Genomic DNA, 23,652 nt, shown 5'->3' with positions numbered 1-23,652 from the left:
CACAGAGCGATTACGCCGTGTGGTTTTGGTGCGGTTGTTGCAGCAGCTCCTCCAGAGAAACGTTCACGCCTTCCAGCGTAATCAGCTGAGTGGTGCTGTAACCCGTACCGGTACCATCACGGTCAATGGAGAGCACCGTATTGCCATCTGAAGTATGATCCACTTTCACGAAATCATTAATATTACTTGTGGAATCATTCCAGCCGATAAGCAAGTTACTGACGTCAATTTTGTCGCCTTGCGCGACATTGAAGTCGGTCCAGGTATCGTGACCGTTACCGCCGGTAGCATCCGCACTCGCCAGTAAGTGATACACCAACGTATCTGCGCCGGCACCGCTGGTGATGGTGTCGTCGTAGGCACCGCCGGTTAGCGTGTCAGCCCCCGTGGTTCCTGTGATGGTTGGATGCAGCTCAATGGTGAACAACTGCGTGGTGATGGTGCCATCGCTCGCCGCCAGGGTGTAACTGAACACCTCTTTATGGGTAATGGATTGTCCATCCACGCCCGCATTCAGTGAATAGGTGTAGTTACCGTTGGCGGCAATACTCAGCACACCAAAGTCGCCGGCAATCGACGTCGTACCCACGCTGTGAACCGTGGTGATATCGCCGTGTTCATTAGTGATACTCAAGGTTCCAGTGTGCGTGCCCGATGCTGAACCGTAGATGCTGCCGCTGGCGTCATGGTCATTGGTGGCTTCGGCCACCAGACTGTTGGTCGCCAGCAGCGTGCTGGTGGATGCACCGTTGTGCAGGTTCACCGTCAGGCTGGCTGAGGTCACCGCGCCGCTGGCATCACGCACCGAATAGGTGAAGACGTCGGTGGCTGGTACCAGATCGGCATCCAGTCCCGCCTTCAGCGTATAGGTGTAGTTACCGTGCGAATCGATGGTCAGCGTACCGTAGCTGCTGGTGATCACCGTGTTACCGGTGGCCGCAATCGCATTGCCAGTCACCTGGGTGACCACCGTACCGTTCGGCACCGTACCGGCGACGGAGCTGGTATCGTTGGTCAACAGGTTGCCGGTGACAGTCGCCGCCACGGTCAACGCCAGCGTCGTAATATCCGACGTGGTGGTGACGGTAGTCGATGGCAACACGCCAACACCGGTGCTGGTGCCTAACAGCACGGCATAGTTACCTGTCCCGAGGTTGCTGTAAGTCACGTTGCCACCGGTTTGTGTACCAATGGTCAGAACCGTAGTGATGTAGTTGGCGTTGCTGGATTTCAGCGCCCAGGTACCGTTCGCCTGCTGTTGATAGAGGTACAAGGTATAAGTCGATGTCAGCGCCGCCAGGCTGGTGGCCGAGGCGTGTAATGTCACCGTGCGCGTATCCCCTGCGCCAACGTTAAACATATAGGCGTTAGTGCTGCTCAATACTCCCACACCCAGCACGCTGCCGAGGTTAACGCTCAGCAATGCGACGCTGGTCGAACTGGTATTGGCATTGGTGATGGTGCCGATTTGGGTGGTGTAATCCACTTCGTTGACATCATTCGCTGCCACGATTTGAATCGCACCGGTCAGCGGGGTGCTGGTCGATACGTTGCCTGCGCGGTCAGTCTGAATCACCGACAGCGAAGCACCGGTGGTTTGCGCCGTACTCAGGCTCACCGACCATGAACCGCCGCTGCCTACCGTCGTTGTACCCAGCGCGTTACCGCCCGCATCACGTACCGTTACCGTTGCCCCCACTTCACCGCTACCGGTGACCGTGGTACCGGCACCGTTGATTGCCAGGCCACTTACCGCCGCAGGCGGCACAGTATCGACGTTCACCGTCACCGCCGTGTTACCGGTGCTGACGTTACCCGCCGAATCGGTCACCGTTACGCTCAACGGATGCGCACCGTTCGCCAGTGCGCTGGGGGTGTAAGTCCAGCTGCCACCGGCGCCAACCGTTACTGAACCCAGCGCGGTGGTGCCATCGTAGATGGTGACAATCGCGCCCACTTCCGCCGTGCCGTTCAGCACTGGCGTGGTGTCACGGGTGTACGCGCCATTGTTCAGCGTCACCGGCGTGCTGCCGGCGTCATCGGTAATGGTGAGCGTACTGGCCGTTGGTGCCACGGTGTCGATGCGCAGCGTGGTCGAGGCGTTCGGGCTGACGTTGCCCGCCGCATCGGTTGCCGTCACGTTCAGCGTATGGGTGCCATTGCTCAGCGCAGTTGAGACGAAGCTCCATGTGCCACCGCTGCCCACCGTGATGGTGCCCAGCAGTGTGGTGCCGTCGTATACGCTGATCCGTGCCCCGACTTCGCCGTTACCGGTCAACAGCGGCGTGCTGTCGTTGGTAATGCCGTTATTCGGAATGGTCACCGCCGTGCTGCCGTTGTTATTGGCAGCGACCAGGTTGGTGACCGCCGCTGGCGGCGTGGTATCGATAATGACCGACGCCGACGTAGTCCCGCTGACGTTACCGGCCGTGTCCGTTACCGTCACGCTCAATGGATGCGTGCCCTGCGTGAGCGCGGCGGTGGTGAAGGTCCATGCGCCAGTGCTACCCGCAATCGCCGTGCCTAACAAGGTGCCACCATCGTAGATCGAGACGCGGCTGCCCGCTTCCGCCACGCCGCTCAGCGTTGGCGTGGTGTCGTTGGTAGCACCGCCGCTCGGCACCACGGTACTGGTGACATCATTGGTGATCACCAGCGTTGACGCCGCTGGTGCCACGGTATCCACCGTAATGGAAACCGTCGCCGATGCCGCACTGGTGTTACCCGCGGCATCGGTCACCGTCACGCTCAGCGGATGGCTACCGTTGCTCAGGGTCGCGGTGGTGAAGCTCCATGCACCTGAACCATTGGCGGTGGTGGAGCCAATCACGGTAGTACCGTCGTAGATGGTGACAATCGCGTTGGCTTCCGCCGTGCCGCTCAGGGTTGGCGTGGCGTCATCGGTAAAGGCACCGTTCGCCAGCGGCCCCTGAAGAGTGCCGACGTCATCATTGATCACCAGATTGGTCACCGGATTCGGCGCCACGGTATCAATCGTCAGGGTGGTTGAGGCGTTCGGGCTCACGTTACCCGCCGCATCGGTTGCCGTGACGTTCAGCGTATGTACACCGTTGCTCAGCGCCGTCGAGACGAAGCTCCATGTGCCACCGCTGCCCACCGTGGTGGTGCCCAGCAGCGTGGTGCCATCGTAAACGCTGATCTTCGCGCCAATCTCGCCGGATCCGGTCAATAGCGGCGTATTGTCGTTGGTCACGCCGTTGTTCGGAATGGTCACCGCCGTACTGCCGTTATTGTTAGCGGCCACCAGATTGGTGACTGCCGCTGGCGGCGTGGTATCGATGGTTACCGAGGCCGAGGTGCTACCGCTGACGTTACCCGCCGCGTCGGTGACCGTAACGCTGAGTGGATGCGTGCCGGCGGAGAGTACGTCGGTGGTGAAGGTCCATGCTCCCGTACCATTCGCAATCGCCGTCCCCAGCAACGACGCGCCATCATAAATCGACACGCGGCTGCCCGCTTCCGCTACACCGCTCAGCGTTGGGGTGTTGTCGTTGGTGGCACCACCGCTCGGCACCGTGGTGCTGGTGATGTCGTTGGTGATCACCAGCGTTGAAGCCGCTGGCGCCACGGTGTCTACCGTGATGGAAACCGGCGTGGTGGCGGCACTGGTGTTACCCGCCGCATCTTTCACCGTCACGCTCAGCGGATGCACACCGTTGCCTAGCGTAGCAGTAGTAAAGGTCCATGCACCGCCCGCGCCAGCCACCACTGAACCCAGCACCGTGGTGTCGTCGTAGATAGTGACAATCGCATTCGCTTCTGCCGTACCACTCAGCGTTGGCGTGGCATCATCGGTCACCGCACCGTCCGCCAGCGGCCCCTGAATGCCGCCCACATTATCGTTGATCACCAGGTTAGTGACGGGCGCAGGTGCCACGGTATCCACCGTCAGGGTAAGCGTCGCGTTCGGGCTGACGTTGCCCGCTGCATCCGTCGCCGTGACGTTGAAGGTGTGCGGCCCCTCCGCCAGCGTTGGCGTGGTGAAGCTCCATGCGCCGTTAGTGCCTGCGGTAACAGAACCGATAATCGAGGTGCCATCGCGGATAATCACCAGACTGCCCGCTTCTGCCGTACCGCTCAGCGCTGGCGTGTTGTCATTGGTGCTGCCGTTATTGGCAATCGCCACCGGCGTGCTGCCGTTGTTGTTGGCCGCGGCCAGACCGGTTACCGCCCCCGGCGCGACGGTATCGATAATCACCGTGGCCGAGGTGCTGCCGCTGACGTTACCCGCCGCATCGGTGACCGTGACGCTCAGTGGATGAGCGCCTTGCGTCAGCACATCGGTGGTGAAGGTCCATGCGCCGTTGCTGCCTGCCACCGCCGTACCCAGCAGGGTGCTGCCATCGTAAATCGACACGCGGCTGCCGGCTTCCGCCGTACCGCTCAGCGTTGGCGTGCTGTCGTTGGTTGCACCACCATTCGGCACCGTGGTGCTGGTGAGATCATTAGTGATTAACAAGGTTGCGTTGGCTGGCGCCACCGTATCGACATTGACCGTGAAGTTGGTCGCCGCGCTGGTGTTACCGGCTGCATCGCGCACCGTCACGCTCAACGGATGCGATCCGTCGCTCAATGCGGCAGTGGTAAAGCTCCACGCACCATTGCTGCCCGCCACCACAGAACCCAGCACCGTGGTGCCTTCCGAGATAATCACGATATTGCCAGCGGTGGCATTACCGCTCAGCGTTGGCGTGTTGTCATCGGTCGCCGCACCGCTGGTGAGTGCCCCTTGTGTTGCACCTACGTTGTCAGAAACCACCAGATCGGTGACTGGCGTTGGCGCTGCCGTGGTCACAGTGAAGCTGATCGCCGCATTCGGGCTGACGTTACCGGCGAGATCGGTCGCCGTCACGTTCAGGGTATGCAGACCATCAGCCAGCGTGGGTGACGTGAAGCTCCATGCGCCGTTGCTGCCTGCGGTGACAGAACCGATAACGTCGGTGCCATCACGGATCACCACCACGCTGCCCGCATCTGCCGTACCGCTCAGCGCTGGCGTGTTGTCGTTGGTGTTACCCCCCGCAGCGATGGTCACCGGCGAACTGCCGTTGTTGTTGGCAGCAGTCAAACCGCTCACCGCCGTTGGTGCGACGGTATCTACGATCACCGTTGCCGTGCTGGATGCCGCGCTAGTATTACCGGCGGCATCTGTTACGCGAACGGTGAGCGAATGGCTGCCTTCGCCCAGTACCGGTGAAATAAAGCTCCATGCTCCGCCTGTTCCGGCAGCAACCGAACCGAGCAAGGTCGTACCGTCGTAAACGGTGATCACACTGCCCACTTCTGCGGTACCGCTCAGCGTCGGCGTGTTGTCGTTGGTCGAACCGCCATTTGGCACCACTGTGCTGGTGACGTCGTTGGTGACCACCAGCGTCGAAGCGTTGGGTGCCACGGTATCGACCGTGAGGTTCACAACATCAGAGCGTGGACTGACGTTACCCGCCGCATCCGTCACGGTGACGCTCAGCGCATGTCCGCCCTGACTCAGCGTTGGCGACGTGAAGTCCCACTCACCACTACCATTGGCGACCGTTGAGCCGATAACCGTGTTGCCGTCATAAATCGTAACAATGCCGTTGGCTTCCGCGAGACCGGCGAGCCGCGGGGTACTGTCATTGGTGGTGCCATTGTTAGCAATGGGCACGGTTACGCCGTCGTTGTTATTAGCGGCAGAGAGGTTAGTTGCTGCAAGCGGTGCCACGGTATCAATAGTGAAATTCACCGTTGGCGAGGTTGCGCCCGGATTACCCACTGAATTGACCGTGGTGACATAGATGCCGTGCGGTCCATCATTCAGCGTTGGCGTGAAGGTCCACTGTCCGGTCGCACCGACGGTAACGCTACCCAACACGGTAGCACCATCGTGAATGGTAATCACATCCCCCACATCTGCCGCACCGGTTAATACCGGCGTACCGTCCTTGATGTTGGCGCCGTCATTCACGGTAACCAGTGAATTGCCGCTATCGTCGGTGATCACCAGTGTACTGACCGCTGGCGGCAGATCCGCTGCGATATTCAGCGTAAACGCCGGACTGCTTGCCGCGCTGACGTTGCCTGCTACATCGGTCACTGTGAAGGTGAAGTTATGCTCGCCGTTAGAGAGCGCGCTGCCCGGCGTGAAGCTCCATGTGCCGCCAGTGGCGATCACGGTGCCCAGCAGCGTGGTGCCATCGTAAACCGACACTCGGCTGCCCGCTTCAGCGGAGCCGCTCAGCGTTGGCGTGCTGTCATCGGTGGTGTCACCCGACGTCAACGGACCGGTGCTGCCCCCCTCATCGTCTGTTACGACAAGATCGCTGACCGTTGCCGGTGCAGCCGTATCAATATTAATCGTAATCGGTATCGCTTCCGGGCCCGTCGTCCCCGCAGCGTTGGTGACTGAAACGGTGAAGCTGTGCTGGCCATCATCTAAAGCCGCAGTTTCAAAGCGCCACTCGCCGTTGTCGCCTACCGTGGTGGTGCCAAGAAGATCGCTGCCCTCGTAGATGTTGATGATGGTGCCCGCTACACCGGTTCCGCTCAGCAAAGGCGTGTTGTCGTTGGAGTCACCGTCATCCGCCACCTGCACGGTGGTAGTGGCCGCATTATTGTAAATAGCAAAGCTCGACACCGCTGCCGGCGTAGAGGTGTCCACCGTCAGTGATACCGAGGCATTGGCGCTCACGTTGCCCGCCGCATCGGTTACGGTGACATTCAGCGTATGCGTTGCGTCGGTCAGCGCGCTGGTGGTGATGCTCCATGCGCCGTTGCTGCCTGCCACGACTGAACCCACTAAGGTAGTGCCGTCATAGACGCGAACGATCGCGTTGGCTTCCGCCGTGCCGCTGATGGCTGGCGTGCTGTCATTGGTAATGCCGCCATCGGCAATGGTCACCGGTGAGCCACCATTGTTATTTTGCAGCAGCAGATCGTCAGCCGGTTGCGGTGCGGTGGCATCCACCACCACGGTAAAGGTCGAGGATGGCGAACTGACGTTGCCGACCTCGTCGGTTACGGTGGCGGTCAGCGTATGCGAACCCTCAGTTAAGGTCGGTGAGCTGAAGCTCCAGGTTCCGCCCGCCGTTGCGGTGGTCGAGCCGATCACGGTGGTGCCATCATAAAGAGTGACCAGGCTGCCCGCTTCCGCTGTGCCACTCAGCAACGGCGTGTTGTCGCTGGTGGTGGCGCCGTTCGGCACCAGTACGGGCGTCCCGCTGTTGTCATTGTTCACCACCAGCGTGGCTGGCGCTGGAACCACGCTGTCGACGGTGAAATCAATCGCCGCTGACGCTGTACTCACGTTGCCCGCCGCATCCACCACGGTGGTGCTCAGGCTGTGCGCGCCCTCATCCAGCGTGGGTGAGGTAAAGCTCCACTGGCCGTTACTGCCCACCGAAGCGCTACCGATGATGGTTGTGCCGTCACGGATAATCACCGTGCTGCCCGCTTCGGCGATACCGGTGAGGAATGGCGTGTTGTCGTTGGTGAAGCCGCCGTTGGTGATAGCCACCGGCGACGTGCCTTCATCATTACTGGCCACCACGTTCAGCGCTGCCGCTGGCGGTGTGGCATCAATCACGACGCCAATGGTGCTCGGCGCACTGACGTTTCCTGCCGCATCGCTGGCCGTGACGCTAAAGGTATGGGTTCCATCCGCCAGCGCGCTCGCCGGCATGAAGGTCCAGGTTCCGCCCGCCCCGACGGTGGTGGATCCCAACACGCCGTTCTGATCGGACACGGTGATGATGCTGCCCGCTTGTCCAGAACCGCTCAGCACCGGTGTGCTGTCGTTGGTGAGCCCGCCGTTCGGAATACTAACGGGTGTACCAATATCGTTGGTCAGCGTCAGGCCGGTTGCTGCTGGCGGTGCGACGGTATCAACGGTGACGGTGATGGTGCTGCTTGCCGGTCCGGTGTTACCTGCGGCGTCACGCACCGTCACGCTCAGGTTGTGCGTGCCATCGGTCAGATTGGGTGAGAAGCTCCAGGCGCCCTGCGCATCGGTGACGGCGCTGCCCAGCACGGTGGTGCCGTCAGACACAATCACAATGCTGTTGGCTTCTGCGGTACCGCTCAACTCTGGCGTGTTGTCGTTGGTGGTGCCGTTGTTAGCAATCGGCACCGGCGAACCGCCGTTGTCGTTGTTCAGCACCAGTCCGGTTGCCGCAACAGGCGCAACGGTATCAACGTTAAAGGCAATGGCTGCGGAGGCAGGACCGACGTTACCCGCAGGATCGGTGACGGTCGCCGTCAGGCTGTGCGCACCTTCACCCAGCGTTGGCGTGGTGAAGCTCCACTGTCCGTTACTGCCAACAATCGCGGTGCCCAGCACGGTAGCGCCATCCAGCACGGTCACGGTGCTGCCGGCTGCTGCGGTACCGCTGATCGCCGGTGTGGCATCGTTGGTGGTGCTGCCTGCCTCAATCGTAACCGGTGAACTGCCGTTGTTGTTGTTCAGCGCGATCGCGCCCGGCGCCACTGGCGGCGTGGTATCAATGCTGAAGTTCAGGGCTGCGGACGGCGAACTGACGTTACCTGCGGCATCGGTCACCGTGGTGGTCAGGCTGTGATCGCCCTCGCCCAGCTCCGGCGAAGTGAAGCTCCAGCTGCCGCCGCTGCCGACCACAACCGAGCCCAGCACGTTGCTGCCGTCAGAAACAATCACGATGCTGCCTGCTTCAGCGCTGCCGCTCAACACCGGTGTGGTGTCGTTGGTGGCGCCGCCTGCAGCAATCGGTACCGGCGTTTGGCCGGAATCATTGCTCAGTTGCAGCCCTGTCGCCGCATTCGGTGCCTCGGTATCGACGGTAAAGGCGATTGCCGTAGACGGAGCGCTGCTGTTGCCTGCCGCGTCAGTGACGGTTGCCGTCAGGCTGTGCGCGCCCTGGCTCAGTGCTGGCGAGGTGAAGCTCCAGGTTCCATCGGTGCCAACAATCGTCGAGCCTAGCACGGTGGTGCCGTCACGCACGATGATGATGTTGTCCGCCTCGGCGGTACCGCTCAGCACCGGCGTGGTGTCGTTAGTGGCTCCGCCCGAGACGATTGGCGTTGGCGTGCTGCCCTGATCGTTACTGAGTGCTACCGTAATCACGGCTGGCGGCGCGGTGGTATCGATGGTAACCGCGTACGGCGTAGAGGCCGGGCCGACGTTACCGGCCGGATCGGTGACGGTAGCGGTCAGGCTGTGCGCGCCCTCGTCCAGCGGATTGGCCGGTGTGAAGCTCCATTTGCCATCGGTGCCGACGGTGGTGCTGCCCAGTACCTCGGTGCCATCACGCACGGTGACGACGCTGCCCGCTTCGGCACTGCCGCTCAACACTGGCGTGGTGTCGTTGGTGCGACCGCCGGTATCAACAGGAATCGCCGTGCCGCTGTTGTTATTGCTGAGCTGCAGATCGGTGGCGGCGGCTGGCGGTGTGGTATCCACGGTAAAGGTAACCGGCGTGGATGCGCCGCTGCTGTTGCCCGCCGCATCGGTGACGGTGGTGGTCAGGCTGTGTGCGCCCTCGCCCAGCGCGATCGTTGGCGTAAAGCTCCAGTTGCCGTCGGTGTCCGCCGTGGCGGTGCCCAGCACGGTGGTGCCATCCAGTACGGTGATGGTGCTGCCCGCTTCGGCGCTGCCGCGCAACACGGGCGTGCTGTCGTTGGTGATACCGCCAGCGGCAATCGCCGTACCGCCGTCGTTACTCAGTTGCAGACCGGTTGAGGTTGCCGGTGGCTGCGTATCCACGGTGAAGTTAATCGGCGCAGACGGATCGCTGACATTACCCGATGCGCTGGTGACGGTGGTGGTCAGGCTGTGCGCGCCTTCGCTCAACGCCGGTGTGCTGAAGCTCCAGCTGCCGCCGCTGCCAACCACAACGGTGCCGAGCACGGTGGTGCCATCCAGTATGGTGACGGTGCTGCCCGCCGCTGCGCTACCGCTGAGCACCGGCGTGGTGTCATTGGTCGCGCCGCCGGACGCAATCGGAACTGGCGTGCCGCCGTTGTCATTGTTCAGCTCAAGGTCAGCTGCGACTGGCGGCTGGGCGGTGTCGATATTGACGACGATGGGGGCCGATGCCGGGCTAACGTTACCGGCCGGATCGGTGACGGTCGCAGTAAGCGTGTGCTCTCCCGCCGTCAACGGTGCGGTGGGGATCACGCTCCAGCTGCCATCACTGCCAACGGCTGCGCTGCCGATCACGGTCGTGCCATCACTCACCGTGACGATGCTGCCCGCTTCTGCAATGCCGCTCAGCGCAGGTGTGGTGTCATTAGTGGTGCCGCCCGCAGCAATCGGTACCGGCGTCGCTCCTTCGTTGTTACTGAGTTGCAGACCCGTTGCCGCCGCAGGTGGCGTGATATCCACGGTGACCACAATGGGCGCAGAGGGCGCACCGGTGTTGCCCGCCGGACTGGTAACGGTGGCGGTCAGGCTGTGATTGCCCTCGTTCAGCGCTGGCGTGGTGAAGCTCCATGTTCCGCCGCTGCCGACGGTGACGGTACCGAGTACGGTAGCGCCATCAGAAACGGTAATGGTGCTGCCCGCTGCTGCGGTGCCGCTCAATACTGGCGTTGCATCATTGGTTGCCGCACCTGAGGGAATAGGAACAGACGTGCCGCTGCTGTCGTTACTCAGCTGCACACCGCCCGGTGCTGGCGGTGCCGTGGTATCGATGGTGAAGGTCAATGGCGTGCTGGCCGCGCCGGTATTGCCCGCCGCATCGGTCACGGTGGTGGTCAGGCTGTGTGAACCATCGCCGAGCGCCGGAGAGGTAAAGCTCCAGTTGCCATCGTTGCCGACAGTCACCGAACCCAACGCCGTGCTGCCATCAGATACCGTCACGACGCTGCCCGGTTCCGCACGACCGCTCAACACCGGCGTGACATCGTTGGTGGTGCCGCCATCCGCGACCGGCACCAGCGTGCCGCTGCCATCGTTGCTCAGTTGCAAATCGGTCGCCGCTGCCGGTGGCGTGGTATCCACAATCACAATCACCACCGACGACGCAGGGCCGACGTTACCGGCCGTATCAGTGACGGTGGTGGTGAGATTGTGCTGCCCTTCACTCAGCGGATCGGTTGGTGTAAAGCTCCAGTTGCCGTCGATGCCGGTGATTGCGGTGCCCAGCACCGTAGTGCCATCGCTCACCGTCACGGTGCTGCCCGGTTCGGCGGTGCCGTTCAGGGTTGGCGTGGTGTCGCCGGTAGTGCTACCTGAAGCCAGCGGTGTGCCATCATCGTTGGTGAACTGCACATTGCCCGCTGCGGCAGGCGGCTGGGTATCGATGGTCACCGTCACCGGCGTAGAAGCCGGGCCGGTATTACCGGCGGCATCGGTAACGGTTGAGGTCAGGCTATGATCGCCATCGCTCAACGGTGGCGTGGTGTAACTCCAGCTGCCATCGTTGCCCACCGTGGTGGTGCCGAGCACGGTGGTGCCATCCGAGATGGTGACCGTACTGCCCGCTTCACCGCTGCCGCTCAAGGTTGGCGTGTTGGTGTTGGTGCTGCTGCCTTCCGGAATCGGCACACCCGCACCATCTTCCAGAGCCACGCCGGTTGGCGCGGTGGGCACCACGGTATCAATGGTGATGTTGATGGTCGGCGAATCGGTCTCCACGCCGGTCGTCGCGTTAGTGGCGACCGCATGGAAAGCGTAAGTGGCATCGGCCAGCGCCGCAGGCGTGAAGTTCCACTGCCCATCGCTACCCGCGACCGTGCTGCCAATGAGGGTGGTGCCGTTATACAGCGTGATCAGATCGCCCGCGCCCGCCTGGCCGCTAAGAATCGGCGTGGTGTCGTTAGTGCTGGAGTTGTTTGGCAGTTCAACCAGCGTGCTGCCGCTGTCGTCGGTCACCACCAGCAGGCTGCTGGTCGCCGGAACGCCAGCATCGACATTGAGGGTAAATACCGGCGACGACGGGCTAACATTGCCTGCCGCATCGGTGACGGTAGTGGTCAGGCTGTGTTGGCCGTTAGTTAGCGCGGCATCTGGCGTGAAGCTCCAGCTACCGTCGCTGCCCGCTGTCGCTGAGCCCAGCAGCGTGGTGCCGTCATAGACGCGCACCACCGATCCCGCTTCGGCGGTGCCGCTCAAAGTTGGCGTGCTGTCGTCGGTGATAGTGCCCGAAGTCAACGGACCGGTGCTGCCGCCGACGTTATCATTGACCACCAAACCGCTGACCGGCGCTGGCGCGGTGGTATCTACGCTGAAGGCGATCGGTGTGGTCGCCGGGCTAACATTGCCCGCCGCATCGGTCACGGTGGTGCTCAGGCTGTGATTGCCCTCCGCCAGCGTCGGTGTGGTAAAGCTCCAGTTACCGTCGCTGCCGACCGTCACGGTACCCAACACGGTGGTGCCATCGAGTATAGTGACGGTGCTGCCCGCTTCCGCGCTGCCGCTTAAGACTGGTGTCGCGTCATTGCTGGCCCCGCCGGCGGTAACTGGCTGCGTAATGCTGCCCGCATCGTTGGTGAGTTCCACGCCGGTTGCGGCATCGGGCGCGATGGTATCCACGGTGATGTTGATGGTGGCGGTATCAGTGACGTTGCCGTTGGCATCGGTAATGGTGCCGTGCAACGCATGCGGACCATTGCCTAAACCGGTGACATAGAAAATCCACTGACCGTTACTGCCCGCCGTGGTGCTGCCCAGCACGGTGGTGCCGTCATACAGGGTTATGATATTGCCGGGCCCCGCCAAACCGGTTAATACCGGGCTGTCATTGTTGGTGCTGCCGCCGTCAGTCAGCTGACCCACGGTATTGCCGTTTTCATCCGTCACTTCCAGCGACGATGTGGCTGGCGGGATAGCCGCATCAACGTTGATCACAATCGGCGGACTGGCTGGGCCGACGTTACCGGCGCTGTCCGTGGCGGTGACGGTGAAGGTATGGCTGCCATTGCTCAACGCTGGCGTGGTGAAACGCCATGTGCCGTCGGTGTCCACGGTGGTGTTACCCAGCAGCGTGGTGCCATCGTAAATACTGATGGTGGCATTCGGCTCGCCGGTGCCGCTCAGGGTTGGTGCGCGGTCATCGGTGGTATCGCCGGACGTTAACGGCCCTTGAACCGCGCCGACGCTATCTTCGATCACCAGATCGGCAATAACGGCTGGCGGCGTGGTATCCACTGTTAAAGTAACGGCAGGCGACGCCGGACCGGTGTTGCCGGCCGGATCGGTGACGGTGGTGGTGAGGCTGTGGTTGCCGTCACTCAGGGTTGGCGAGGTGAAGCTCCAGCTGCCGTCGCTGCCCACCGTTACGCTGCCGAGCACGTTGGTGCCATCCAGCACGGTAACGGTGCTGCCCGGTTCTGCGGTGCCGCTCAAGGTTGGCGTGTTGTCATTGCTGGTGCCGCCAGAGGCAATGGGTACCACGGTGCTGCCGCTGTTATCGCTCAATTGTAAGTCGCCAGCCGCTGCCGGCGCGGTGTTATCAATAGTGATGTTGAGGGTGCCGGAATCGGTCACATTGCCATTGGTATCAGTGGCCGTGGCGTGGAAGGCATAAGTCCCGTCAGCCAGCGCGGTAGCTGGCGTAAAGCTCCATTGCCCATCCGCACCCGCGACGGTGCTGCCGAGCAGCGTGGTGCCGTTATATAACTCGACGAGCGCGCCCGCCGAGGCCAGACCGCTCAAGGTTGGCGTGGTGTCCTGCGTGCTGGAACCCTCTGGCAACAGGCGAAGTGTGCTGCCGCTGTCATCGGTGATTTCCAGCGTGCTGGTGGTTGGCGGTACGCCAGCGTTGACGGTGAAGCCAACACCGGTTGTCGCCGGGCTGACGTTACCTGCCGCATCGGTCACCGTTACGCTGAGCGAATGGCTACCGTTGCTCAACGTTGGCGTGGTAAAGCTCCAGGTACCGTCGTTGCCAACGGTGACGCTGCCGAGCAGCGTGCTGCCATCATAAATTTTGACGATGGCGTTGGCTTCACCGTTACCGGATAGCGTGGGTGTGCTGTCGTCGGTGGTGCCGCCCGCGGTGATTGGGCCGGTTGCAGCACCGACGTTATCGCTGATCACCACATTGCTGGCACCCGCAGGTGCCTGAGTATCCACGGTGAAGGCGATCGGCGTCGAGGTTGGACCCACATTACCTGCCGCGTCGGTGACCGTGGCGGTCAGGCTGTGACCGCCTTCGGTTAAGGTCGGCGCAGTGAAGCTCCATGACCCATTGCTGCCCACGGTTGCCGTACCGAGCACGCTATCGCCATCACGCACGGTGACGGTGCTGCCCGGTTCAGCGGTGCCGCTCAGCACCGGCGTGGTGTTATTGGTCGCGCCACCGGCGGCAATCGGTTGTAGCGTGCTGCCATCGTTATCGCTCAGCGTTACGCCACCGGCCGCAGCAGGTGCAACGGTATCCACCGTGATGGTGATGGTTGGCGTTTGCGTCACGCTGCCCGCGTTGTTATCAACGGTGGCGTGCAGCGCGTAGGCACCGTCAGCCAACGCTGTTGGGGTAAAGGTCCACTGACCATCGCTGCCCGCAACCACGCTACCCAGCACCGTGGTGCCGTTATACAGCGTGATCAGCGCACCCGCCGTCGCCAGGCCGCTCAACGTTGGCGTGTTATCCTGAGTGCTGGCGCCGTTGCTGAGCTGCACCAGCGTGTTGCCGGAGTCATCGGTGATTTCCAGCGACGTTGTGGCAGGCGGAATAGCGGCCTGCACGGTGATTTCATAAGGGGCTGATGGCGCGCTGACGTTGCCAGCCGCATCGGTCACGGTCACGGTCAGGCTGTGGCTGCCGTTACTCAGGGCGCTGGTGGTGTAACTCCAGCTGCCATCGGAACCCACGACCGCCGTACCCAGCAGCGTTTGCCCATCATAAACGCTGACAATCGCGCCCACTTCACCGCTGCCGGTAAGCGTCGGCGTATTGTCATCGGTTGTCCCGCCGTTAGTTACGGTGCCGCCGCTGCCGCCTGAATTATCGTTAACCTGCAGGTCGATGACTGCTGCTGGCGCTTGCGTATCCACGGTGAAAGTGATGGTCGCTGGCGTGCTGACGTTGCCCGCCGCATCGGTGGCGGTGATGCTCAACGTATGGCTGCCCTCGCCCAGCGTTGGGCTGGTAAAGCTCCATGCACCGTTGCTGCCCACCGTGACACTGCCGAGCACCGTATCGCCATCGCGGATAGTGATAATTGAGCCCGCTTCGGCGGTTCCGCTCAGCACTGGCGTGATGTCTTTGGTCGCGCCGCCGTTAGGTATGGGCTGTGCAGTCGAACCGCTGTTGTTAATAACGCTCAGGCCACTAACGGTCGCTGGCGCCACGGTATCCACGGTGAAATCCACCGGATTGGTCGCTGGGCTGGTGTTCCCCGCCGCGTCGGTGACGGTAGCGGTCAAACTATGCTGACCCTCCGCCAGCGCTGGCGTGGTAAAGCTCCAGCGGCCATCGGCGCCAACGGTGACAGTGCCGAGCAGCGTGCTGCCATCGTAGATGCTGACAATCGCGCCCGCTTCAGCGGTGCCGCTCAGCGTGGGTGTGTTGTCATCGGTAATGGCACCCGCGCCAATCGCGCCCTGGTACGGACCTACGGCGTCGTTGATCACCAAATCCGTGATGGCGGTTGGCGGCGTGGTGTCGTTTTCACCGGGATCGGTGGGATTGGTTGGGTTGGTGGGATTAGTTGGGTTGGTGGGATTGCCGCCGTTGTTACCGTCATCGGGATTGGTCGGCGAGGCATTACCGCCACCACCACCTGAACCGGCAAACAGCGCACCTAAGCCCGCCAGCGCCGCACCACCGATACCAAAGGCGGCAATGGTGCCGTTATTGGTGGTGTTTTCCGCTAACAGCCCTTCGGTGCTGTCGATTGAAACGTACTGGAAACCTTCTGTACCGGGATCTTCAACCCACCACATGGCGCCGCGATCGTCCTGCAGAACCAGATCGCTATCGCCATTCGGGCTATAAAAATCATGAATAACAACCACTTCACCAGACTTCGTGGTGACGACTAAATCATTACCATTGCGTGTGAAAGACTTAATATCAGACTGATTAATATGCAGCTTCACCAAACTCGGAGCGGTCAAATTAACTTGATTTCCACTCAGCTCAGAAGCAACGGTCCCACCTTTTGGGGTTACTGAGATATTATTCATGTTATCGAGATCCCGCAGTTTCCATAATCACGCCCGGTATCAGCAGACACCGGCTTTTACAGCGAATAATCGCGACGATTATTCACTTCTTCTCTTGATCGATTTCATACAGGCTGAGAATGAAATCGCGTTGAGTTTTGTTTAGCCGCCATCCTGATAACTGATTGGTTTTATTTCTTAAATCACCACGGGAAAAATATATTTATTCTCAAGCGGCCGGGCACAAATGACGTGAAACGCATAAAGCCCAGGCTTTGACATTTTTTCAGTTCCCCGAGGGATGAAACCAACTCAATAATTTCAGGATTAAGCTAATAAATCATCGAGATAGACGCTCTGCCACAAATAGCCCTGCATGCCATAAATTGCTTTATGCGACAGCAGGTCGACCTGTTGTTGATTTTCAACACCCTCAACGATGACGCCGTTGCATAATTCGTTGAGATGGTCGAGCAGAATGTCAAAGGTGCGACCGTCGCCAAATTGCCAAAAAAATTCTTTGTCAATCTTGACGATTTCAAATATTCCGCTATCAAACATGGAAAGGTTGGAATAACCCGGACCAAAGTCATCGAGCCATAAAGGGGCTGGCGTCACTTTCGCGACACCTTTTAAAATCAACAGATCGGCGCTATTAAATCGCGCGGTGAAGAATGCTGATATTTCCAGACGCAACAGCGTCAGTTGAGCCAGTTTTTCTTGTATTTCAGCATCTTTAAAAATGCTGGCTACGATATCTCTATCAACATTGACACTGACAATCTGGTCGAACCCTTTCTGGTATAGCTGAATAAGTTTTTCGATCTGGTGGAGGAATAACTGCCATTTAACGTCAGCAGAAAGCTGACTGAAAAACCCAACATCCCTTTCAGGGTTACGCTTATTATTGATATTTGCGTCGTCTGCAAGACGCGTTAACAATTCCCTGGCAATCACCTGGCCGGATAAATCGTAAACCGGCTCCAACAAGAACACTGTCTTCGGTTGATTGCTCATTTCACATCCTTACTGCAACTGCCTGATAGCCTTAAACTGTCAGGATTTCTCATGTAAGAAGTAAGGTAAACATTGATAAAACTTAATGTCTTAACTGAAGGTTAACGTACTACTTACACTTTGAGAAATAGATTTCAGTAAACACTTTAGGTAACTTCAATCGTTTAAATCAATCAATAACGTAAGTAAATTTCTCTAAAATTCACAAAAGCTCAGAAAATTCTTAATCTAATTTAACTTATCGTTTACTTTAAGAGATCTGTAAAAACCTTATCGAATTGAAAAATAATGATAAAAAAAGATTCTGCACGATTTAATAGCTCTCCTTAACTCAAATTGCAAAATGTTTTATCTGGAATCTATGCTTCCAAAAAGCGCCAATAACCACTAATTTCTATGGTGACTATTAAAACCTTAATGTTTAAATTTTTATTATGCATTGCAAAGAATACATAACAGAATAACTGCTTAATCCATGATGAATCAGTAAGTAAGGTAAGGATATTAAGAAAATAATCAGCGTTGCCGACTCGCTTTATTAGAGAAAAGAAGGAGATAGCATTTGGGGAGGTAAATGTGGGATTTACGTGGCGGGTTACAAATAAGCCAAAGGTGATCGTCTTCACAAATCAAATTAAATTATTATTTTCAGGCGCGGATATAGCAGGAAAAGCGAAAACCGAGCCCTTGCGAGCTCGGTTTAAGAGCAATTAATTACTCATCTTCTAAATAGGTATAACCGTACAAGCCACTCTCGAATTCAGACAAGAATTGCGCGCGCAGCTCTTCATCTATATCCGTTTGTTGCGTTACCTGATCGCGGAACAGCGTCATCAAATCGTTAGGATTCAACTGCACGTACTCAAGCATATCCGCTACGGTATCGCCCTCATCCGACAGCTGAACTTCCACGCTGCCATCCGGGAACGCAAACACATCAACCGCTTCGGTATCACCGAACAGGTTATGCATGTTGCCGAGAATTTCCTGATACGCGCCCACCATAAAGAAGCCGAGCATCGGCGGATTGTCGATGTCGTATTCCGGCATCGGCATGGTGGTGGCAATGCCATCGCCATCGACGTAGTGATCGATGGTGCCATCGGAGTCACAGGTGATGTCGAGCAACACCGCGCGACGCTTCGGCATTTTATTCAGCCCTTCCAGCGGCAGCACCGGGAACAGCTGATCGATACCCCACGCATCCGGCATTGACTGGAACAGCGAGAAGTTGACGTAAATCTTATCCGCCATGCGCTCCTGCAGCTCATCAATGATCGGGCGATGCGCGCGGTTGCTGGGATCGAGATGCTGCTGAATGTAGTGGCAGATGCTCAGATAAAGCTGCTCTGCCCAGGCGCGCTGGCCGAGATCGTAGGTGCCTGATGAATAACCGGTATGGATGTCGAACAGATCCATTTGGCTATCGTGCAGCCATTCGCGCAGCGAACGACGCACGTCAGGTTCGTGCATCTCCTGCCACGTATCCCACAGGCTCTGAATCGGACGCGGTGAATCGGCATCCGGTGCCACCGGCGTGCTGAACTCGTTACGCTCAACACCAATGATGTTGGACACCAGCACGGTGTGGTGTGCCGTCACCGCACGACCTGACTCGGTGATCACGGTTGGATGCTCCAGCCCGTTCTCTTCACAGGCATCGCCAATCGCCCAAATCACGTTGTTGGCGTATTCGTTCAGACCGTAGTTGACCGAGCAATCTGACTGCGAGCGGGTTCCTTCATAATCCACGCCCAAACCGCCGCCCACATCGAAGCATTTGATGTTAACGCCCAGCTTCGCCAGCTCCACGTAGAAACGCGCCGACTCACGCACGCCGGTCGCGATGTCGCGGATGTTGGACATCTGCGAACCGAGATGGAAGTGCAGCAGCTGCAGGCTATCGAGACGGCCCGCTTTGCGCATGATATCGACCAGCTGTAATACCTGCGATGCCGCCAGGCCAAATTTCGATTTTTCACCGCCGCTTGACTGCCACTTGCCTGAGCCCTGCGACGCCAGACGCGCGCGGATACCGAGACGCGGAATCACATTCAGACGCTCGGCCTCTTCCAGCACCAGACGCACCTCGGTCATCTTCTCGATCACCAGATAGACTTTGTGGCCGAGCTTTTCACCGATCAGCGCCAGACGAATGTATTCGCGGTCTTTATAGCCGTTGCAGACAATCACCGAACGGGTTTTGCCGGCGTGGGCCAGCACAGCCATCAGCTCGGCTTTCGAACCGGCTTCCAAGCCCAGCGGTTCGCCAGAGTTGACCAGCGACTCAATCACGCGCTTATGCTGATTCACCTTGATTGGGTAAACCAGGAAGTAATCGCCTTTATAGCCGTAAGATTCACGCGCGCGTTTGAAGGCGGCATTAATCGAACGCAGACGATGCTGGAGAATCTGCGGGAAGCAGAACAGCGCCGGCAGACGTTGACCGTCGGCTTCGCGCTCTTTCACCAGCTTCGCTAAGTCAACGCGCACTTCCGGCTGATCCGGATCGGGACACACGCTGATGTGCCCCAGCTCGTTGACGTCGTAATAGTTGTTTCCCCACCAGGCAATGTTGTAGGTACGCAGCATTCTGCTCGCTTCCTGATCGTTCATCGCCACCTCCTGCATGGAGCGGAGTACACCTTGTTCGCCAGCTGACGAACCCTTGATATTCTTCATGTCGTCAGACATCGCGAACCTCAATTTTCCGTTGAAATATGAATTTGTTACCGAGTTTTGTCATGGTGGCGCCAGGTAAAAATTGCCTCATCCTGCTTGCTGCCTCTGTAAGGTTGCACTGTGCAATGCTGACTCTAAGTGTAAAACACCGCGCCAAAGTCGGGGCAAATAGCCTGAGACTTCCACGGTCAGTAGACAGCGAAATAGAGTAATAGATGCAGAGAAATGTTAACCGGCGCGCGTGTCGGGAGAATGAACACAACGTCGATAAGAGAAAAGAACGGTTTTGGAGTGTGAAAGGAGTGCCAGCGCGCCGGAACAGCGCAGTGAACCAAAGCGAAAGAAAGAGTGGTTCATTACTTTAATCACCTCCATCGCCTGCTTAAAGCATGCGAGAAACGGCTTGGGTGAAGGTCAGATTGAATGGCATCTGACAGCGCGACGCACGGCGGCGTCATCCTTTGCGGCTGTGGTCGACAGCAGCGGCGTTTTATACAGCCACGCGGGGTAAATTGCAAAATCTTTGTCAGTAACTGCGCGCGGTGTCAGGAAATGATTCCACTTAGGATGTTGCGGAAAATGCGGGATCGGAAAAAGCACTGGAAAAGTGCTCACTGAGTAACCTAGAATAGCCGTCCAGATGGTTTTCCATCTAAACTGATTAACATTCAGGCGGTGTGAGTTAATGCTCTCGCTGCCACTGCTTGCGGCTTTGCCTGAAGGGGCGTCGAGTCGGTCTGATCCCGCTTACGCTATGCAGTCGTATTCAAACCATTTTTAAGGTAAAGAACAGAATGGCTAAACACCTTTTTACATCTGAGTCCGTATCAGAAGGACATCCTGATAAAATCGCTGACCAAATTTCCGATGCCGTGCTGGATGCGATCCTCGAGCAGGATCCTAAAGCGCGCGTGGCCTGCGAAACTTACGTGAAGACCGGTATGGTGCTGGTTGGCGGTGAAATCACCACCAGCGCATGGGTGGATATCGAAGAGATCACCCGTAATACCGTACGTGAAATCGGCTATGTCCATTCCGATATGGGCTTTGATGCGAACTCTTGCGCAGTGCTGAGCGCGATTGGTAAGCAATCTCCAGACATCAATCAGGGCGTTGACCGTACCGATCCGCTGGAACAAGGCGCGGGCGATCAGGGCCTGATGTTCGGCTACGCCAGCAACGAAACCGATGTGCTGATGCCAGCGCCGGTCACCTACGCGCACCGTCTGGTGCAGCGTCAGGCTGAAGTGCGTAAAAGTGGTTCACTGCCGTGGCTGCGTCCGGATGCAAAAAGCCAGATTACCTTCCAGTACGATGACGGCAAAATTGTCGGTATCGATGCAGTTGTACTCTCGACCCAGCATGCTGAAGATGTGACCACCGCCGATCTGCGTGAAGCGGTGATGGAGGAGATCATCAAGCCGGTTCTGCCGACTGAGTGGATCACCGCCAGCACCAAATACCACATCAACCCAACAGGCCGTTTTGTCATCGGTGGTCCAATGGGCGACTGCGGTTTGACCGGTCGCAAAATCATCGTTGATACCTACGGCGGTATGGCGCGTCACGGTGGCGGCGCGTTCTCAGGTAAGGATCCGTCAAAAGTTGACCGTTCTGCCGCTTACGCTGCACGTTATGTGGCGAAGAACATCGTCGCGGCTGGCCTGGCTGACCGTTGTGAAATCCAGGTTTCTTACGCCATCGGCGTGGCTGAGCCAACCTCGATCATGGTCGAAACTTTCGGTACCGAGAAAGTCTCCACCGAGCAGCTGACGCTGCTGGTGCGCGAGTTCTTCGACCTGCGTCCATACGGCCTGATTCAGATGATGGATCTGCTGAAACCGATCTACAAAGAGACCGCAGCATACGGTCACTTTGGTCGTGAGCACTTCCCGTGGGAGCAGACTGACAAAGCCGCGCAGCTACGCGAAGCGGCGGGTTTGAAGTAATAGACTACTCTGCGGGCTGATGCCCTCGCCCCGGCCCTCTCCCACGTGAGAGGGAGACGCTGTACGATTTGACATCGAAGCTCGCTTTTGGCGGGCTTTTTTTTATGCCTTTGCATCGTCAGGCACATTTTTCTCCGCCGTCTACACTTCTTTCACCTCGCTTACAACTTAGTGATAACGATTACATTTTGAAATCCTTTATCAATCGGCAATTTAGAGATTTTTCAGCGTAGTTATTACTCTGAAAATGCGTTATTTTCAGCGTCGTCTGATAGCCGGTATTTAGTGCGATGTCAGAAACTTAAAGGGTGCTATACCTTACTGGTTACGTAACTATTTCGGGCGGAAAATGCTGGATTGCAGGGTTTCAGCGTGTGTAACCGATTACACTGATGTGATCTTACTCACTTTTTTCCGCCGACAGGTTTCATAACATTGATAACAACAACGATGGATAAACTTTGGAGGCTTCATGCCTGGTAATAATCACAAGAGCAGAACTTCAAATAAGGTCATGACCTTGTTTGTCTGCTTCTTAGCGGCGCTGGCCGGCTTGCTGTTTGGTCTGGATATCGGTGTTATCGCCGGTGCTCTGCCTTTCATCGCGAAAGATTTTAACGTCACTGCCCACCAGCAAGAGTGGATCGTCAGCTCAATGATGTTTGGTGCTGCAGTCGGTGCGGTGGGCAGCGGCTGGATGTCATCGCGTCTGGGTCGTAAAAAGAGCCTGATGGCCGGTGCGATTCTTTTCGTTATCGGTTCACTGTGGTCTGCGGGTGCAACCAGCCCGGAAATGCTGATCGCCGCGCGTGTGGTGCTTGGCCTGGCCGTGGGTGTTGCCTCTTACACCGCGCCGCTGTATCTCTCGGAAATCGCACCAGAGAAGATTCGCGGCAGTATGATTTCGCTGTATCAGCTGATGATCACCATCGGTATTCTGGCGGCGTATCTCTCCGATACCGCGTTCAGCGACGCTGGCGCATGGCGCTGGATGCTGGGCATCATCACTATTCCTGCGGTACTGCTGCTGATTGGCGTCTTCTTCCTGCCCAACAGCCCACGCTGGCTGGCGGCTAAAGGTGACTTCCGCAGTGCTGAGCGCGTGTTATCGCGCCTGCGTGATACCAGCGAACAAGCAAAACGTGAACTGGATGAAATCCGTGAAAGCCTGAAAATTAAACAGTCGGGCTGGCAGCTGTTCCAGAGCAACAGCAACTTCCGCCGCGCAGTGTTCCTTGGCGTGCTGTTGCAGGTGATGCAGCAGTTCACCGGCATGAACGTCATCATGTACTACGCACCGAAGATCTTCGAAATCGCTGGCTTTGCCAACACCACGCAGCAAATGTGGGGCACGGTCATTGTTGGTCTGGTGAACGTGTTGGCGACCTTTATTGCTATCGGTTTGGTGGATCGCTGGGGCCGTAAACCTACGCTGCTGCTGGGCTTCCTGGTGATGGCGCTGGGTATGGGCATTCTCGGCACCATGCTGCACATCGGCATCCATTCTCAAGAAGCGCAATACTTCGCGGTGGCGATGCTGCTGATGTTCATCATTGGTTTTGCGATGTCTGCTGGTCCGCTGATTTGGGTACTGTGTTCCGAGATTCAGCCGCTGAAAGGCCGCGACTTCGGTATCACGGTGTCCACCGCGACCAACTGGATTGCCAACATGATTGTCGGTGCGACCTTCCTGACCATGCTGAATACGCTGGGCAACGCGCCAACCTTCTGGGTTTACGCCGGTCTGAACGTGTTCTTCATTCTGCTGACGCTCGCGCTGATTCCAGAGACCAAAAACGTCTCGCTGGAGCACATCGAGCGCAACCTGATGTCCGGCAAAAAACTGCGCGACATCGGTCAGAAGTAATCCCGATGAGCGAATGCAAGGGCTGCCAATTGGCAGCCCTTTTTATTTGAGAT

General features: G+C 58.2%; 5 protein-coding genes. 2 read left to right on the top strand and 3 right to left on the bottom strand.

Annotation, left to right across the window (positions count from 1 at the left end; all coding sequences use genetic code 11):
• Positions 1–10 precede the first annotated feature (10 nt).
• From IB226_RS16320 to speA, 3 genes are all read right to left on the bottom strand, one after another.
• On the bottom strand, positions 11–16,105 hold the full coding sequence (locus tag IB226_RS16320; protein WP_192236414.1) for an Ig-like domain-containing protein: 16,095 nt from the start codon (positions 16,103–16,105) through the stop codon (positions 11–13).
• Between the two features lie 306 nt (positions 16,106–16,411).
• Complete coding sequence (locus tag IB226_RS16315; protein ID WP_101761916.1) at positions 16,412–17,101, bottom strand: EAL domain-containing protein; 690 nt, start codon at positions 17,099–17,101, stop codon at positions 16,412–16,414.
• Positions 17,102–17,815: 714 nt separating this feature from the next.
• Positions 17,816–19,795 carry a biosynthetic arginine decarboxylase gene (gene speA / locus IB226_RS16310; protein ID WP_101761914.1) on the bottom strand — a complete coding sequence of 660 codons (1,980 nt, stop codon included), beginning with the start codon at positions 19,793–19,795 and terminating at the stop codon, positions 17,816–17,818.
• 782 nt (positions 19,796–20,577) lie between these two features.
• Between speA and metK the strand changes: the two genes are divergently transcribed.
• Positions 20,578–21,732: a methionine adenosyltransferase gene (gene metK, locus IB226_RS16305; RefSeq protein WP_061720231.1), complete on the top strand. Its 1,155-nt coding sequence runs from the start codon at positions 20,578–20,580 to the stop codon at positions 21,730–21,732.
• 472 nt (positions 21,733–22,204) lie between these two features.
• Positions 22,205–23,599 (top strand): sugar porter family MFS transporter, encoded by a 1,395-nt coding sequence (locus IB226_RS16300; protein WP_101761913.1) that lies wholly within the window; start codon positions 22,205–22,207, stop codon positions 23,597–23,599.
• The last annotated feature ends 53 nt before the right edge of the window (positions 23,600–23,652 follow it).

The organism is Pantoea sp. PNT03 (assembly GCF_014852515.1).
In the GTDB taxonomy this organism is placed as follows: domain Bacteria; phylum Pseudomonadota; class Gammaproteobacteria; order Enterobacterales; family Enterobacteriaceae; genus Pantoea; species Pantoea leporis.
The sequence above is the reverse complement of the archived record's forward strand: the minus strand, read 5'-3'. Positions and strand labels throughout refer to the sequence as shown.